The organism is Dietzia sp. UCD-THP (assembly GCF_000349585.1).
In the GTDB taxonomy this organism is placed as follows: domain Bacteria; phylum Actinomycetota; class Actinomycetes; order Mycobacteriales; family Mycobacteriaceae; genus Dietzia; species Dietzia natronolimnaea_A.
In genome coordinates this window covers 1-15326 of the sequence record NZ_KB714650.1, presented here as the reverse complement: position 1 = coordinate 15326, position 15326 = coordinate 1, and the positions used below count along the sequence as shown (strand labels likewise).

Here is a 15326-nt window from a genome sequence, read left to right as displayed (position 1 = left end):
CCCTGCCACCGTGGATCGCGACCGGTGACCGCCGCGTTCGTCGGCGTCGGCACCGGCGATGCCGACCTGCTCACCGTCCGCGCCTCCAGACTCCTCGCCGAGTGCGGCACCTGCCTGTTCGAGGGTGACCACGAACTGCAGGAGGTGCTGTCCCTCTGCCCTCCGCGGGCCCGACTGGTCGACACCACCGGGATGCCGGTCGCGGATGTCGTCGCCGAGATCCGGGAGGCGAGTGGACGCGGAGACCCGGTGGTCCGGCTCATCCCAGGCGAGCCCTCCACGTACCGGGGGGTGGCGCAGGAGCTCCGCGCTCTCGACGCCGCGGGGATCGGGTGGCAGATCGTCCCCGGCGTTCCCGTCATCGCCGCGGCCGCCGCCGCTCTCGGGATCGAGCTGGCGGGACCCGGTGGACCCGCCTCGGTCCGCATCGTGCGGCCGTCCCACGAGTCCGGAGCGTCCCCGTCCGACGGGGAGCCGGTCCCATCCCTCCCGACCGGCGGTGCGGACCTCACCGTCGTGCCGCACGTGGGTCCCCGTCGACTCGCCGGGGTGATCCGGGAGCTCGCGCCCGCCCACGGCCCGGAGTGCAGCGTCGGGATCGTGGTCGCCCCGGGCCGGGAGGGCGAGATCACCGTCGTCGGAACCTTCGGCGACATCATGGGCCGCATGACGGGAACGGATCTCCCGGAGGACATGGTGGTCTGCGCGGGACCTGCGCTCGGGCGCGGACGGGACGACGACGGTCTCGGCGGAGACCCGGCGCCGAACGGGAGCCCGTCACCCGAGTCCGCTCGTGAATCGGTGACGCCGTCCGTCGCGCCGAGCACCTCCCGGATGCCCGCGCCCACACCGGGCCGGATCCTCCTCCTGGGCGGGACCGACGAGGCGCGCAGGCTCGCCGAACTCATGGTCACGGCCGGGCTCGACGTGGTGACCTCTCTGACCGGAACATCGTCCCGCCCACGGATGCCCCGTGGCGAGGTGCGGATCGGTGGGTTCGGGGGGCCGGAGGACCTGGCCCGCTGGCTCCGCGAGAACCGGGCGAGCGCCCTCATCGACGCCTCCGACCCGTTCGCCACCGACGTGTCGGTTTCCGCGACCAGGGCCGCCCACGAGACCGGCACCCCTCTGCTCCGCGTTCTCCGGCCCCCGTGGGCGCCGGAGGACGGCGACCGGTGGATCCCGGTGGCCGACGTGGACGCCGCCTCGCGACTGGTCCGCGAGCGATTCCGCCGCCCGATGCTCACAGTGGGACGAGGGGGCCCGGCCGCCTTCGCGGGCGACACCCGGGGGTCCTACCTGATCCGGTGCGCCGAGCCTCCACCCGGACCACTCCCGCACCGCTACCTGCTCGTCCTCGACCGGGGTCCGTTCGGAGTCGAGTCCGAGCGCACCCTCATGTCGCGCCACCGCATCGACGTCCTGGTCACCCGGAACACCGGGGCGCAGGCGGCGGCCGCCACGCTTCGTGCCGCGCGCGATCTGCGTATCCCGGTCGTCATGGTGGACCGGCCGTCTGCGTCACCCACCGACGTGGGCGGACGCGGCGACACCGGGGCCCTCGACACCCCGTTCATTGGCGACACGGCGTTCACTGCCGACACCGTGCACTCGGTGGACGAGGCGGCCCGCTGGCTGGTCCACCGCTTCGGCTCACGCTGATCCGGTCACCCAGGGGGACGAGGCGTCGAAGATCATCCCCATCGGCGCCAGGACCCGCACCACCTGTTCGGCCATGTCCTCGGTCAGGCCGTGGAGGCCGATCACCCTGTCGGCGGAGACGGTACTCGGCCGATCGACGGCCCCGAGGAACCCGGCAAGACGTGCCGGGACGATGCCGTGGGGGACCACCGCGAGAAGGCTGACGAGCCCATCGGTGGTGTCGACCCACCCCACGCGTGGGATCTCGGCGGCGGTGACGGGGGAGCGGGGTGCGTGCGGGACACCGCTTCCCCGGGCCGCATCCGGGCCACGCAGAAGTGCGTCAGCCATGTCCGCGAGGACCCGTGGAGCGTCGAGCGCCGATACCTCGGTTTCCTCCAGCCGGCCGGGCGCGTGGACCCGGACGGCGCCGCCGGGACCAGAGCTGACCGCCGCCAGGTCGGGCGCGTGGGCCAGCACGTCCCCGGAGCCGTCGTCGAGGCCCACCACCAGCGAACGACGCGGCACCGGGGTCTCGACGCGTCCGAGCAGTTCCGCGCACAGGCGCTCGGGGAGGTCCGCGAGGTCGTGGTGACCCTCGAGGCGGCCGGCCATGGGTGAGGCGAGGACGTGGGGGAGGCGGTGATCCCCGACGGCGGGGGACAGTCCGGCCGCGACGAGTGCGGAACGGGGGATCGGCTCACCGTCGGCGGGCCGGATCAGAACGCCACCCCCAGGCGCGAGCCCGATCCCACCGCCGACGTCTGCGGCCACCGTGGCCAGGGTCGTCCAGTCGGTGGGGCGCAGCCGGCCGCCCGGGAACCGGGCGAGTGCGTCGTCGGGCGAGGCGGTCATGGGAAGTCAGCTTAGGCGGGGAGCGGGTGGGGGGCCGGTCCCCGGACCGGTGGCTCAGGGATACTCGGGGTCATGACCGCATTGTTGGCCACCGGGGGCCGCGTCCTCACTCCCTCCTCACGTGATGCCACCGCCCTGGCCCACGAGGACGGAGTGATCCTGTGGGCCGGTGCCGACGCCCCGGGACCCGCACTGTTCCCCGGAGCCGACCGCCTCGATCTCGAGGGGGACTGGGTCGCCCCCGCATTCGCCGAATGCCTCTCGGTGGGCCTTGACCTCGAGTCCGCCGCCGACGCCGGCGTGGTCACCGCCCACGTGCCCGCATCGCATCCGCTCGAGGCCGTGGCCGGCCGGGTCCGGGCGGGGGAGCGGGTGGTCCTGGACGGCCACGAGGACCCCGCCCGGATAGCGGACGCGCTCACCCGGGTGGCCGGCGAGGTCGGCGGTCCGACGGTGGCGCGGTGCACGCCGCTCCTCATCGGCATGGGCGCACGGATCGACGACGAGACACTCACGGGCCTCGCGGCCGTCGGCACGGTTCTCCTGCTCCGGCCCCTCGTCGACGACCTCGAGGGTGTCGACCTCGTCCGGATCGCCGGTTCCGGGGTGGCGCTCGCGGCATCGACCCGGAAGGACGGCTCGGTCCGGCCATGGGACACCCTGCGGGCGCTGACCGCGGTACCCGGCGGTCGCGGCCTGTCCCCCCGCGCCGCGTTCACCGCTGTGACCCGGGGCGCCCGCCGCGCCGCCGGGGCGCGCGACGGCACGGCCGGGACCCTCACCCCGGGCGCGGCGGCGACCTACGCGAGGTGGCGGACCGGTGAGCTGGCCGTGGTCGCGGCCGACGACGCGGTCCAACGATGGTCCACCGACCCGCGGTCCGGTGTGCCACCGATGCCCGACCTCTCGGGGCCGGACCCCGTCCTGCGCGCGCTGGTGGTCGACGGTGAGACAACGGTGCCCCCGCGGTGACCGGCGTCCTGTCCCGGGCGGTGGGGGCGGCTGCGGCCGGCGCCCTGCTGGCCGCGTCGTTCCCCCCCGTCGGCCTGTGGTGGTCCGCGATCCTCGCGTTGGCACTGCTCGTCGTGGTCCTGTCCCCGCTGCGCGGCGTGGCGCCCCGTCCGCGGACCGGTGCCCTCCTCGGGTTGATCGCGGGCCTGGTGTTCTTCCTCCTGCTGGTCCCGTGGGTGGGCCTGTACGTGGGGGCCTACGCCGCGTGGGCTCTGGCGCTGGTCGAGGCGTTGTACCTCGCCGCGTTCGGGGCCGGGGCCGTGGTGATCCTCCGGGAAGGACTCGCGGCCGGGCGACGGCACGGTCTGCGGGTGGTGGGCGCGGCACTCGGGGTGGCCGGATGGTGGTCGGTGTGGGAGTGGATCCGCTCCTCGTGGCCGTGGGGCGGTTTCCCGTGGGGCCGACTGGCGTTCGGCCAGGCCGACGGCCCGTTGCTGCCGTTGGCCTCGCTCGGAGGTACCCCGTTGCTGGGGTTCGCGGTCGCGGCCACGGGCACCGCGCTCGGACTCGTCGTCCTCCTGCTCATTCGCCGGCACCGGCCCCCGCGCGTGCCACTGCGCTCGGCCGGCGGGCTCCTGATGGTTCCCCTCGTCACCGCTGGACTCGCCGCCGCCGCGGCACTCGACACCACGTCCCGAGAGACCGGGGAGACAGCCGATATCGCCGTGATCCAGGGCAACGTCCCGCGCCTCGGATTGGACTTCAACGCGCAGCGCCGGGCGGTCCTCGAAAACCACCTCCGGGTGACCGCGGAACTCGCCGACGACGTCGAGGCCGGAACCGCGGTCCGGCCGGATGTGGTGCTGTGGCCGGAGAACGCCTCCGACATCTCGCCCCTGGCCGACCGGCAGGCCGGCGCCCAGATCTCCGCCCTGTCCCGCCGTTTGGACGCCCCGATCCTTGTGGGCACCGTCCTGCGGGTGGGTGACGGCCCCGAGGCCACCAACTCCTACCTGGTCTGGGACGATCGATCGCCCGAGCCCGCCGCGGATCCCGTGGTCGACCGCCACGACAAGAAGTACATCCAACCGTTCGGGGAGTGGTTGCCCCTGCGCGCGCCGCTCGAAGCCATGTTCCCGATCGCCCGGACCGCCGGGCACTTCGTCCCAGGCGACGGCGACGGGGTGGTGACCGCGGCCGGGATCGACTTCGGGGTGGCCATCTGCTTCGAGATCGCCTTCGACGCCGCGGCACGTGAACCGGTCGCCCGCGGAGCGCAGATCCTCACGGTGCCCACGAACAACGCGACCTTCGGCAGATCCCCGATGAGCTACCAACAGCTCGCCATGTCGCGGGTCCGGGCGGTGGAGCACCACGTCCCCGTCCTCGTCGCCGCCACCAGCGGGGTCAGCGCGGTGATCGGCCCGGACGGTCAGGTGCTCCAGGAGACCGGGATCTTCGAGCCCGCGACACTGTCGGCGCAGGTCGAGTCGGACTCCGCCGGTACCATGGCAACCCGACTGGGGGGCATCCCGCAGATGGTGAGCTGCCTCATCGGGCTCGTCAGCCTGGGATGGGCGTTGATCCGCACCCGGCAGCGACCCGCGACCGAGTACGAGGAGACGTAAGTGACCGATCCGATGGCGCCTCCGCCCGCAGCCGCGTCCGCGCGGACGCTGGTGATCATCCCCACCTACGACGAGCGCGAGAATCTCCCGGGCGTCGTCGAGCGTCTGCTCGCGTCAGCCCCCGACGTGGCGGTCCTCATCGCCGACGACAACAGCCCCGACGGCACCGGGGAGGTCGCCGACCGGCTCGCCGCCGACGACCCCCGGGGGCGGATCACCGTCCTGCACCGCGCTGGCAAGCAGGGGCTCGGCGCCGCCTACATCGCGGGATTCCGCTGGGGCCTGGAACGCGGCTACTCCGTGCTCGTGGAGATGGACGCCGACGGCAGCCACCCGCCTGAGCGGCTGCCCGCGATGCTCGCGGAGATCGACGCCGGCGCGGACCTGGTGATCGGATCGCGCTACGTGCCCGGTGGCAGCGTGGAGAACTGGCCGTGGCAGCGCCACGTGATCTCCCGCGGCGGCAACGTCTACTCCCGAATCATGCTGGGGGTGGGCATCAAGGACATCACGGCGGGCTTCCGGGCGTACCGCAGCGAGTCCCTGTCGCGTCTGGACATGGGCGCGATCGAATCGAAGGGCTACTGCTTTCAGATCGACATGACCTGGCGTCTGTTGAACACCGGGGGCACGGTCGTCGAGGTCCCCATCACCTTCACCGAACGCACCGTCGGGCACTCCAAGATGAGTGAGTCCATCTTCCGCGAGGCCGCTGTGAACGTGGCGCGGTGGGGCTGGGAGAAGCGACGCGGACAGCTGAGATCGCTCGTCCGGCGCTGACCCCCGCCCCGCGAAGTCGGGACGCCCCCGAACGCCGGGACGCCCCGGCCCCGTCGAGGGGCCGGGGCGTCCCAGCGGGGTCTGGCTGCTCTAGCGAGCGCCGGCGCGCCGACGCTTCTTGAGGATGTCCATCCGCTCCTTGAGCAGGTCCTCCAGATCGTCGAGCGACCGACGCTCGAGGAGCATGTCCCAGTGGGTGCGCGGCGGCTTACCCTTCTTGACCTCCACCGACGGGCCGTCGATGAGCTGGCCTTCCTGGCCGTTCTTGCACATCCAGGTGCCGGGGATCTCGGCGTCGTCGGCGAACGGGACCTCGTACACCTCGCCGTTCTCCGTCTGGTACTTGGCCATCCGCCGGGGCGCGAGATCGGTGTCCCGGTCGGTCTCGTAGCTCACCGCACCGAGGCGGCTGCCCCTGAGGACTCGATCTGCCATGCGAACTCCTTCTACCGTGTTCGTCCGTCTGTCCAGCTGACTGCCACATGACATCCTGTGACACGACGCTGTCGTGTTCCTGGTCATGTAACGCCAGGTGACCCCCCAAATGTTCCCACGGCACACGGCAGCAGGCCAGCCGGGGACCCTCTCGGTACCCTGACCACCGTGGACACCGACGCCCCCACCGAGCTCCCCCCGCCCCGGCGGGGTGAGGCCTCGTGCGCGTGGTGCGGGCGTCCGGTCGACGAGGGGAACACGGGTCGACGACGACGGTACTGCCGTCGCTCCTGCCGTCAGCGCGCCTACGAGCAGCGCCAGTCATTGCGGGTTCGCGAGCTGCCGGAGGGTACGGTGGTGCTCTCGGACGCCGAGTCGACGGATCTCATGGACCGCATGTTCCAGCTCAGGTGTGCGTGCGAGGACCTGCACACCGCGATCGTCGAGGGGGAGGACGCCGCCGAGTTGGCGCGGATGTCCGGCGATCTGGTGGCCGCTGCCCGGCGCGCCGAGCGATTGAGGTGACACGAGCGCCTGAGGTGAACCGGGCCACCGGATAACCCGCGGGCGGTGTCTTTCGGCACCTACGGTTGACCGCAGACCCGCAGCGAGGAGATGCCCCCGTGAGTGACCACATCGCCGATTCCCACGACGTCATCCGTGTCCGGGGGGCGCGGGAGAACACCCTGAAGTCGGTCGACGTCGATCTGCCCAAACGCCGGCTCACCGCGTTCACCGGCGTCTCCGGTTCAGGCAAGAGCTCCCTGGTCTTCGCCACGATCGCCGCCGAATCCCAGCGGATGATCAACGAGACCTACAGTGCCTTCCTGCAGGGCTTCATGCCCACCCTCGCGCGCCCCGAGGTCGACCTCCTCGACGGTCTCACCACGGCCATCGTGGTGGATCAGGAGCGCATGGGATCCGATCCCAGATCGACGGTCGGAACGGCGACCGACACCGGAGCCCTGTTGCGCATCCTGTTCAGCCGGCTCGCGGAGCCGCACATCGGCGGACCCAAGGCGTACTCGTTCAACGTCGCCTCTGCCAGCGGGGTGGGCACCCTCAAGAAGGCGGACGGCACCCGGCAGAAGGCGGAGTTCTCCATCACCGGCGGGATGTGCGTGAGATGCGAAGGACGTGGGTCTGTGTCCGACTTCGACGTCGACGCACTCGTCGACAGGTCCAGGTCGCTCGCCGAGGGCGCCATCACGGTGCCCGGGTACTCGATGGACGGGTGGTACGGGCGCATCTACGCGGGCTCCGGGTTCTTCGACATGGACAAGCCCGTCCGGGACTTCTCCGAGCAGGAGATGCACGATCTGCTCCGGAGGGATCCGGTCAAGATCAAGGCCGACGGGATCAACGTGACCTTCGAGGGTCTGATTCCGAAGATCCAGAAGTCGATGCTGGCCAAGGATGTGGAGGCGATGCAGCCGCACATCCGGGCGTTCGTCGAGCGGGCGGTGGTGTTCACCACCTGCCCCGACTGCGACGGTACCCGCCTCAACGAGGGCGCGCGGTCTTCCCGTATCGGGGAGTTGAACATCGCCGACGCCTCGGCGATGCAGATCACCGATCTCGCCGAGTGGCTGCGCGGGCTCTCCAAGCCGTCGGTCGCCCCGCTGCTCGCGGCTCTCCAGCACACCCTGGACTCCTTCGTAGAGATCGGGCTGGGTTACCTCTCGCTGGACCGGCCGGCCGGCACGCTCTCCGGCGGCGAGTCGCAGCGGGTCAAGATGATCCGGCATCTGGGATCAGCGCTGACGGACGTGACCTACGTCTTCGACGAACCCTCGATCGGGTTGCATCCACACGACATCCAGCGGATGAACGACCTGCTTCTGCGGCTGCGCGACAAGGGGAACACCGTGCTCGTGGTGGAGCACAAGCCGGAGATCATCGCTATCGCCGATCACGTGGTGGACCTCGGGCCCGGCGCGGGGTCCGAGGGGGGCGAGATCTGTTACGAGGGGTCGGTCTCCGGGCTCCGGGAGAGCGGCACCGTCACCGGCCGGCACCTCGACGACCGGGCGTCGCTCAAGGTTGAGGTGCGCAAGGCGACCGCCCACCTCGAAGTGCGGGGCGCGACCGCCCACAATGTCCGGGACGTGGACGTCGACATTCCGCTGGGCGTGTTGTGCGTGGTGACCGGTGTGGCGGGCTCCGGGAAGAGCTCGCTCATCCACGGGGCGGTGTCCCCGCGGCCCGGGGTGGTCGCGATAGACCAGGCCGCGATCCGCGGGTCCCGCCGCAGTAACCCTGCCACCTACACCGGGTTGCTCGACCCCATCCGGAAAGCCTTTGCCAAGGCCAACGGAGTCAAACCCGCGCTGTTCAGCCCCAACTCCGAGGGTGCGTGCCCCACCTGCAAGGGTGCGGGAGTGATCTACAGCGATCTCGCGCTGATGGCGGGGGTCGCCACGATGTGCGATGACTGCGAGGGGCGGCGTTTCCAGGCCGAGGTGTTGGAGTACCGGCTGGGGGAGCGCACCATCGGTGAGGTTCTCGAGATGTCGGTGGCCACGGCCGAGGAGTTCTTCCGCGAGGGACCGGCCCGGATCCCGGCCGCGCACAAGATACTGCTCCGGCTCCGCGATGTGGGATTGGGCTATGTCCGTCTCGGACAGCCGTTGACCACGCTGTCCGGCGGGGAGCGGCAACGGCTCAAGCTGGCCGCGCAGATGGCGGACAACGCGGAGGTCTACGTGCTCGACGAACCGACCACCGGCCTGCATCTGGCCGACGTCCAAAACCTGCTGGGTATGCTCGACCGGCTGGTCGACGCGGGCAGGTCCGTCGTCGTCATCGAGCACCACCAGGCCGTCATGGCCCACGCCGACTGGATCATCGACCTCGGCCCCGGGGCCGGCCACGGTGGTGGCCGCGTCGTGTTCGAGGGCACGCCCACCGAACTCGTGGCGGCCCGATCCACGCTCACCGGTGAGCACCTTGCGCAGTACGTGGGGCAGAGCGGCGAACCCGCCACCAGCTGAGGTATGCCGTCACTCAGCCCGCTCGACCGAACCGTTTGTGCAGCGCCTGCTTGCTCACTCCTAGGACGACCCCGATCTCCGCCCAACTCAAGCCGTGCAGCCGGGCGTGCCGGACCGCTGCGGACTCCTCGCGAGCGAGGGCGGTCTTCGCCTCCGCGATCGCGGCCAGACGCGCGACCGGGTTCGGCGCGTCGTCGTCGTTATCGAAGGTCGTCTCCACATCCCTCACCTCGGTCGTCAACCTACATTGACGACGGCCGGTCGTCAACCAGCGTTGACGCCGCGTGTGGGCGGAGTAGGGTCGGACCCGTGCCCGCCAACCGCTATCCGGAGATCGCGTTCGGCCCCGCCGCGCGTGCCCGGCAGGCGTCGGTCGGACTCACCCGGCCGCCGGAGGCCGGCGAGTTCAGCCTCGAGGGCACCGACTCCGCGCTGATCAGGCGCGCCGACCACTTCGTCCTCTCCAGCGTCACCGAAACCGGATGGCCCTATGCCCAGCACCGCGGCGGTCCCGCGGGTTTCGTCCACGTCCTGACGCCCACGTCACTTGCGTGGGCGGAGTTCCGCGGCAATCGTCAGTACGTCTCGGTGGGCAACGTGGACCACGACGGCCGCGTCTTCCTGCTCTTCGTCGATTACCCCACCCGGTCCCGGCTCAAGGTGTTCGGCCACGCCCGCATAGTCGAGCCGGACCGCGACCCCGAGCTGGTGGAGCGCCTGCGGGTGATGGGGGAGAGGACCTACGCCGGGCATGTGGAGCGGGCGGTCGTCGTGGACCTGGTCGCCGCCGACGCCAATTGCAGCAAGCACATCACCCCCAGGTGGGATCGCGCGTACATCGACGACCTCACCGAGGTCTACCGCCGGCACATCGACGAGCTTCGCGAAGGGTGAACCGTGGACTCCTTCGACATCAAGCGCGAACGCAAGGATCTTTACAACGGTCGAATCGGCCGGTTCGACGTGATTGAAGTGCCCTCGATGCGGTTCCTCATGGCCGACGGCCACGGCGATCCCAACACTTCCGGTGACTACGCCACAGTGATCGAGGCCCTGTACACGTGCTCCTATGCGGTGCGGGCTGCGGCGAAGGGCGAGCTCGGGCGCGTCCACACCGTCGGCCCACTCGAGGGACTCTGGTACGCCCGCGATCTCGAGGTGTTCACCGCGCGGAACAAGGACGCGTGGGAATGGACCATGATGATCTGGCAGCCGGACTGGGTTCCCGCAGACATGATCGTCGCCGCGCTCGAGACGGTGACCGAGAGGAAGCCCCACGTCGCGGTGGACCGGATCCGCGTGGAGGACTTCACCGAGGGCACCGCCCTGCAGTCCCTGCACGTCGGGCCGTACGACGCAGAAGCGCCGGTGATCGCCCGGATGCACGAGGACGTCATCCCCGGCCGCGGATTCATCGCCTCAGGGCATCATCACGAGATCTATCTCTCCGACGCACGCAGGACCGAACCGGCTCGACTGCGAACGATCCTGCGTCAACCCGTGGCGAGGGCCGCCGAAGACCTGATCCGGCGCGGTGCTCCGGAGCAGTGATCGGGTGCGGGTAGAAAGGACTCATGACCGCCTCCGACGGGTTCCCCGATGCCTCTTCTGATGACGCGAGTACCTTCGTCCGGGCCTCCGGACTCGTCGTCGACGAGGTGACCTCGACGACCCTCAGAGGACACGCGGAACTCGGAACCGACCACCTCACCGCCTGGGGGACCGTCCACGGGGGTGTCTACGCGAGCATCGTCGAATCGGCGGGCGGCGCGGGCGCCGGCGCCGCCGTGACCGGCTCCGGCCAGATCGCCGTGGGCATCCACAACGCCACCGACTTCCTGCGGGCATCGACCGGTGGACGCGTGGAGGTACTCGCGGAAGCCCTGTTCCAGGGGCGCAGCCAGCAGTTGTGGGACGTGGTGATCAACCAGTCCGAGAGCGGGAAAGTTCTGGCCAGGGGCCAGCTCAGGTTGCAGAACGTACCGCGGCCTGATCCTGCGCCGCACGCCTGACTGAATACGAGGCGTCGATCAGTCGGCGCCCGCACGCTCCATAGCGGAGACGACGCTCCGCGCCAGTCGGCGTAGCTCGACCAGGTCTTCCGAAGGCATGTCCAGCTTCTCCAGCACTGCGCACTGGATGCGGCCGGCCTCCTCGCGCAGTGCGCGGCCCGCATCGGTGAGCACGACGGTCACGCTTCGGGCGTCCCTGCCCTCCCTGCTGCGAGAGACCAGCCCGGCGGTCTCCATTCTCGAGATCAGTGGGGACAGGGTGCCGGAGTCGAGGTACATCTGCTCGCCCAACTGTCGAAGCGTCAGACGGTCCTCCTCCCACAGGGCCAACAACACCAGATACTGGGGATAGGTGAGCCCCACTGCAGCCAGGGCCTCCCGATACGCCGCGGTCGACGCCCTGGAAGCGGCATAGAGGGCAAAACAGACCTGTTGGTCGAGGCGGAGATCGGCGTTCATCCACCCAGTGTCTCTCGGAAGTCGATTGCGCACAATTGAATTGTGCGCAATACTTCTGCCATGAACCGAACTCCGGACAACCGACCGGCCGGCCCTACAGGCATCCAGGCGACTCGTCGTGGAGGCCGGGCCGGGGAGGCGGTCCGCCACGTCGGTCGCTGGGCTCTCGGCGCAGCGCTGGCGGGCGCCGGAGTGGGGCATCTGACCACTCTGCGCCAGGAGTTCCAGGCCCAGGTGCCCGGTTGGGTACCACTGGACCCGGACTTTGTGGTGCTGGCCTCCGGGGTGGTCGAGATCGGGCTGGGCGCCGCGCTCATCCTGGCCCCCTCGAGGGTCCGGCCCGCCGTGGGGTGGATCACCGCCGGCTTCTTCGTCGCGATCTTCCCCGGCAACATCTCGCAGTACGTCACCGGTACGGACGCCTTCGGACTGGACACCGACCGCGCCCGCCTGGTCCGACTGTTCTTCCAGCCCCTGTTGGTGGCGTGGGCCTTGTGGTCCACCGGGGCGTGGCGCGCGTGGCGGAACCGACGCCCCTGATCGCCGATCCCGCTGATGCCCGAGACCCCACAGTCGTCCGGGTGAATCCGATTCTCTCACTCGAGCTCGGAGAAGAACCTCCAGATCTCACCGGGGGCGTCATAGCGGGCCCCTCCGTCGCGGCCCCACCTGCCGGACAGGGTGGGGAAGGAGTGGCCGACGCGGTCCACCATCACCAGCCGGACCGGAGCGTGCCCCTCCCAGGTGAGGGTCTCGGCGTCGGCCTCCCGACTGGTCGACGGCGTCCCCGGGCCCTCTGCCACCCCGTTGTGTCGGGCGAACCACTCCGCACCCTCCACGGCGGACATGACCTCGCCCCGGGAAACCGCGGTGAGTCCCGATCCCACGCGGACCTCACCACCGTCGATCGGGTTGATCGGGTCCTGTCGCCCCTGCACGAACATGATGGGGACCGGGTCACCCTGCACCTCGCAACCGAGGTTGCCTGCGGTCGGGGGATTTGCGGCCACGGCCGCGACCCCATCGACCAGGTCTGGCGCCTCTAGGGCCAGGCGCATCGCCATGTGACCGCCGGAGGAGAAGCCCACCGCGTAGACGGGGCCGGTCGTCCCCACCGACTCGGCAGCCTGACGCATGAGACCCAGATCGTCGAGGTCCTCCTCCTTGGCGGGCCAGTCACCCTCGACGCGGCACTCGTTCCAGTTGTTCTGGTGACCGTCGACGTAGACGACGGTGACCCCCTCCTCGTCGGCCAGTTGCTCGAGATCGGGTCCGATCCCGTTGCGGATCCCCGACGCGGTGTCCCCGGTCCCGTGGATGACCAGGAGGACGGGTGCCGAGGGGTCGTCCACCGCGGCCGGCGGACGGTAGACCGTCCACGTCCGGGTCCGCTCGTCCAGCACCGTCGAGTGGCTGGTGAGGTTCTGCGACGCGTCCGCCGGGATCGAGGCGGACGGGTCGCCTTCGCCGGACGGCGATGCGCAGGCGGCAGTCGACACAGCGAGCGCGAGGCACGCCAGAGCCCGGGCCGGTCGGGGGAACATCGAGTGGGTCATCTCTCGAGTGTGCGTGATCTGTCGTTGGCCCGGCCCCCGGGGCGGCCCTGGGTAGACTCACACCCCATGCGTATCGATGAGTACCGTCGCCACGACGCCCTCGGCCTGGCCGCGCTGGTCCGGTCGGGGGAGGTGACGGCCAGCGAGTTGCTCGCGGTCGCGGTGCAGCAGGCGGACGCCGTCAATCCGCAGCTCAACGCCATCGTCCACCGGATGGACGCCCGGGCCCGCGAACGGGTGACGGAACCGCTCGACGGACCCTTCGTCGGCGTTCCCTTCCTCATCAAGGATCTGGGCCAGGACTACCGGGGAGTGCCGACCAGCGGCGGCTCACGGCCCCTGTCGCACGTCCCCGCGGTCGAGCATTCCACCGTGGTCCAGCGCTGGCTCGACGCGGGGCTCGTCATCTTCGGCAAGACCAACACCCCCGAGTTCGGCGCGAAGGGCATCACCGAACCAGACCTCTTCGGGCCCGCCCGCAACCCGTGGGCCACCTCCAGGACGCCCGGTGGGTCCTCGGGAGGGTCGGCCGCCGCTGTGGCGGCCGGTGTCGTCCCGGTGGCCGGGGCCAGTGACGGCGGCGGCTCCATCCGCATCCCGGCCGCGTGCTGCGGCCTGGTGGGGCTCAAGCCGGGCCGGGGCCTGGTGCCGATGGGGCCGTCACTAGGGGAGGCGATGCACGGTGCGGCGACGCACGGCGTGATCTCGCGGTCCGTCCGCGACTCTGCGGCGATGCTGGATGTACTGGCCGGTGGCGAACCGAGCGGGCCCTACGTCCCCGGGATGCCCACCGAGGACTTCCTCTCGCAGGTCGGTAGAGACCCGGGGCGACTGCGGATCGGCGTGTGCACCGCGTCCTCGATCAACTCCGACCCACACCCGGAGGCCTCGGCATCGGTCGAGGCGGCGGCACGCACGCTGTCCGACCTCGGGCATGACATCGAGATGTTCGCCGAACAGCCGATCGACGACCTGGCGCTGGCGCGCGACTTCCTCACCACCTGGTTCGTGGTGCTGGCGTGGCAGGTCGACGACGTCAAGAGGCGCACCGGATGCCGGGACGAGGACTTCGAGCTGGACACGCAGATCATGGCTGCCCTCGGACGAGCGCACAGCAGCGTCGAGTACGTCGACACGGTGATGCGTCGACACGAGCACGTGCGGCGGCTGTCCGCGTTCTTCGAGGGTTACGACCTGCTGGTCACGCCCACGCTGGCCGACCTGCCGCCGCGTATCGGCGCGCTGGACACCCCGCGACTCGCTCACCGTGCGGCGAAGGGTTTGCTCAGGACCCGGACGGCCGGACTCTTGCGACACTCGGGGCTCGTGGAGTCGATGATCAACAACAACCTCAGCTGGATCCCGTACACCCAGCTGGCCAATCTCACCGGTCGACCGGCACTCTCGCTACCTCTGCACCGGACCGCTGAGGGCGTGCCGATGGGGGTGCAGTTCATCTCACAGCTCGGGGGTGAAGCCATGCTCCTGCGCCTCGCCGGTCAGCTCGAGCAGGCGGTGCCGTGGGATCACCAGCGGCCGCCCGTACCCGCCGGCGCGGGGGGACCTCGATAACTCGGGGCTCGTCACCCGGCCTCACGGGGAGCGCCCCTAGATACGTCACAGTGACGTTTTGAGCGTAGTCCGCTGGCCTCCCCGGTGTCGCCCCGGTGTCGCCCCGAAGGCCCGGCGCTTGACCCGTCAGGTTGGGCTCCACCCGTCTGACTGGTTCCGCCCGTCAGAGTCCGCGGCCAGCGGTACCGGGGCCAGGCCGCCCAGAGGGCGTCTCCGCACGACGGAGTCGGCCGGCGCGAACGTCGGCTGAAACCGCGTCGACGGGGCCGCGACCTCAGTGGACGGGCGGGGCGACCGGGACAGTCCGACAGAACAACACCGCGCCGGGGCCGGCACCCGGGCGGCACGATCAACAGCATCGCTGCAGGGCCCACCGCTATCGGCGTTATCGCCAAGTGCCGATAATCTACATTATGTAAAGTCAAAATCTGCGTATTGCATCAG

At 70.5% G+C, this 15326-nt stretch carries 16 protein-coding genes; 11 read left to right on the top strand and 5 right to left on the bottom strand.

All coding sequences use genetic code 11. The features are described from left to right. The first annotated feature begins 24 nt into the window (after positions 1-24). On the top strand, positions 25-1662 hold the full coding sequence (locus H483_RS38775) for a cobalt-precorrin-6A reductase (protein WP_017836731.1): 1638 nt from the start codon (positions 25-27) through the stop codon (positions 1660-1662). On the opposite strand, the gene H483_RS38770 is transcribed toward H483_RS38775, so the two are convergent. Next, positions 1654-2496 (bottom strand): hypothetical protein, encoded by an 843-nt coding sequence (locus H483_RS38770; protein WP_017836730.1) that lies wholly within the window; start codon positions 2494-2496, stop codon positions 1654-1656. The genes H483_RS38775 and H483_RS38770 overlap by 9 nt on opposite strands. 72 nt (positions 2497-2568) lie before the next feature. Here H483_RS38770 and H483_RS28585 point away from each other — a divergent pair, with 72 nt between their 5' ends. Genes H483_RS28585 through H483_RS28575 form a run of 3 tightly spaced genes read left to right on the top strand, consistent with a single transcriptional unit; the run spans position 2569 to position 5855 of the window. Next, a complete protein-coding gene (locus tag H483_RS28585) occupies positions 2569-3468 on the top strand; it encodes a hypothetical protein (RefSeq protein ID WP_017836729.1) in 900 nt (299 codons plus the stop codon). After that, on the top strand, positions 3465-5075 hold the full coding sequence (gene lnt, locus H483_RS28580) for an apolipoprotein N-acyltransferase (RefSeq protein ID WP_017836728.1): 1611 nt from the start codon (positions 3465-3467) through the stop codon (positions 5073-5075). The genes H483_RS28585 and lnt overlap by 4 nt, the downstream gene beginning before the upstream one ends. 12 nt (positions 5076-5087) lie before the next feature. After that, entirely contained in the window at positions 5088-5855 is a 768-nt protein-coding gene (locus tag H483_RS28575) for a polyprenol monophosphomannose synthase (RefSeq protein WP_031264851.1), read from the top strand. Positions 5856-5945: 90 nt separating this feature from the next. Here H483_RS28575 and H483_RS28570 read toward each other — a convergent pair whose 3' ends face one another. After that, positions 5946-6290 carry an RNA polymerase-binding protein RbpA gene (locus tag H483_RS28570; protein ID WP_017836726.1) on the bottom strand — a complete coding sequence of 115 codons (345 nt, stop codon included), beginning with the start codon at positions 6288-6290 and terminating at the stop codon, positions 5946-5948. A gap of 168 nt (positions 6291-6458) precedes the next feature. On the opposite strand from H483_RS28570, the gene H483_RS28565 reads away from it, so the two are divergent. Together H483_RS28565 and H483_RS28560 are read left to right on the top strand one after the other, a co-directional pair. Then, positions 6459-6815, top strand: coding sequence for a hypothetical protein (locus tag H483_RS28565; protein WP_042329798.1), 357 nt, complete (start codon positions 6459-6461; stop codon positions 6813-6815). A gap of 98 nt (positions 6816-6913) precedes the next feature. Further along, positions 6914-9283 (top strand): excinuclease ABC subunit UvrA, encoded by a 2370-nt coding sequence (locus H483_RS28560; protein WP_017836724.1) that lies wholly within the window; start codon positions 6914-6916, stop codon positions 9281-9283. A gap of 13 nt (positions 9284-9296) precedes the next feature. Here H483_RS28560 and H483_RS28555 read toward each other — a convergent pair whose 3' ends face one another. Continuing rightward, positions 9297-9503 carry a sigma factor-like helix-turn-helix DNA-binding protein gene (locus tag H483_RS28555; protein WP_017836723.1) on the bottom strand — a complete coding sequence of 69 codons (207 nt, stop codon included), beginning with the start codon at positions 9501-9503 and terminating at the stop codon, positions 9297-9299. 89 nt (positions 9504-9592) lie between these two features. Between H483_RS28555 and H483_RS28550 the strand changes: the two genes are divergently transcribed. From H483_RS28550 to H483_RS28540, 3 genes are read left to right on the top strand one after another with little or no spacing between them, the layout of a single operon-like run. Further along, complete coding sequence (locus H483_RS28550) at positions 9593-10177, top strand: pyridoxamine 5'-phosphate oxidase family protein (protein WP_017836722.1); 585 nt, start codon at positions 9593-9595, stop codon at positions 10175-10177. 3 nt (positions 10178-10180) lie between these two features. After that, on the top strand, positions 10181-10834 hold the full coding sequence (locus H483_RS28545) for a GyrI-like domain-containing protein (RefSeq protein WP_017836721.1): 654 nt from the start codon (positions 10181-10183) through the stop codon (positions 10832-10834). Positions 10835-10857: 23 nt separating this feature from the next. Then, the gene (locus H483_RS28540) at positions 10858-11295 is read left to right on the top strand and encodes a PaaI family thioesterase (protein WP_017836720.1); all 438 of its coding nucleotides are present in this window, start codon (positions 10858-10860) and stop codon (positions 11293-11295) included. An 18-nt stretch (positions 11296-11313) separates the two neighbouring features. Here the strand turns inward: H483_RS28540 and H483_RS28535 are convergent, their stop codons facing one another. After that, positions 11314-11754 (bottom strand): MarR family winged helix-turn-helix transcriptional regulator, encoded by a 441-nt coding sequence (locus H483_RS28535; protein WP_017836719.1) that lies wholly within the window; start codon positions 11752-11754, stop codon positions 11314-11316. Positions 11755-11814: 60 nt separating this feature from the next. Between H483_RS28535 and H483_RS28530 the strand changes: the two genes are divergently transcribed. Next, positions 11815-12294, top strand: a complete 480-nt coding sequence (locus H483_RS28530) for a membrane protein (RefSeq protein ID WP_031264849.1) — start codon at positions 11815-11817, stop codon at positions 12292-12294. A 56-nt stretch (positions 12295-12350) separates the two neighbouring features. Here the strand turns inward: H483_RS28530 and H483_RS39620 are convergent, their stop codons facing one another. Then, positions 12351-13310 carry a PHB depolymerase family esterase gene (locus tag H483_RS39620; protein WP_017836717.1) on the bottom strand — a complete coding sequence of 320 codons (960 nt, stop codon included), beginning with the start codon at positions 13308-13310 and terminating at the stop codon, positions 12351-12353. Positions 13311-13376: 66 nt separating this feature from the next. Here H483_RS39620 and H483_RS28520 point away from each other — a divergent pair, with 66 nt between their 5' ends. Then, positions 13377-14882 carry an amidase gene (locus H483_RS28520; protein ID WP_017836716.1) on the top strand — a complete coding sequence of 502 codons (1506 nt, stop codon included), beginning with the start codon at positions 13377-13379 and terminating at the stop codon, positions 14880-14882. Positions 14883-15326: the final 444 nt, after the last annotated feature.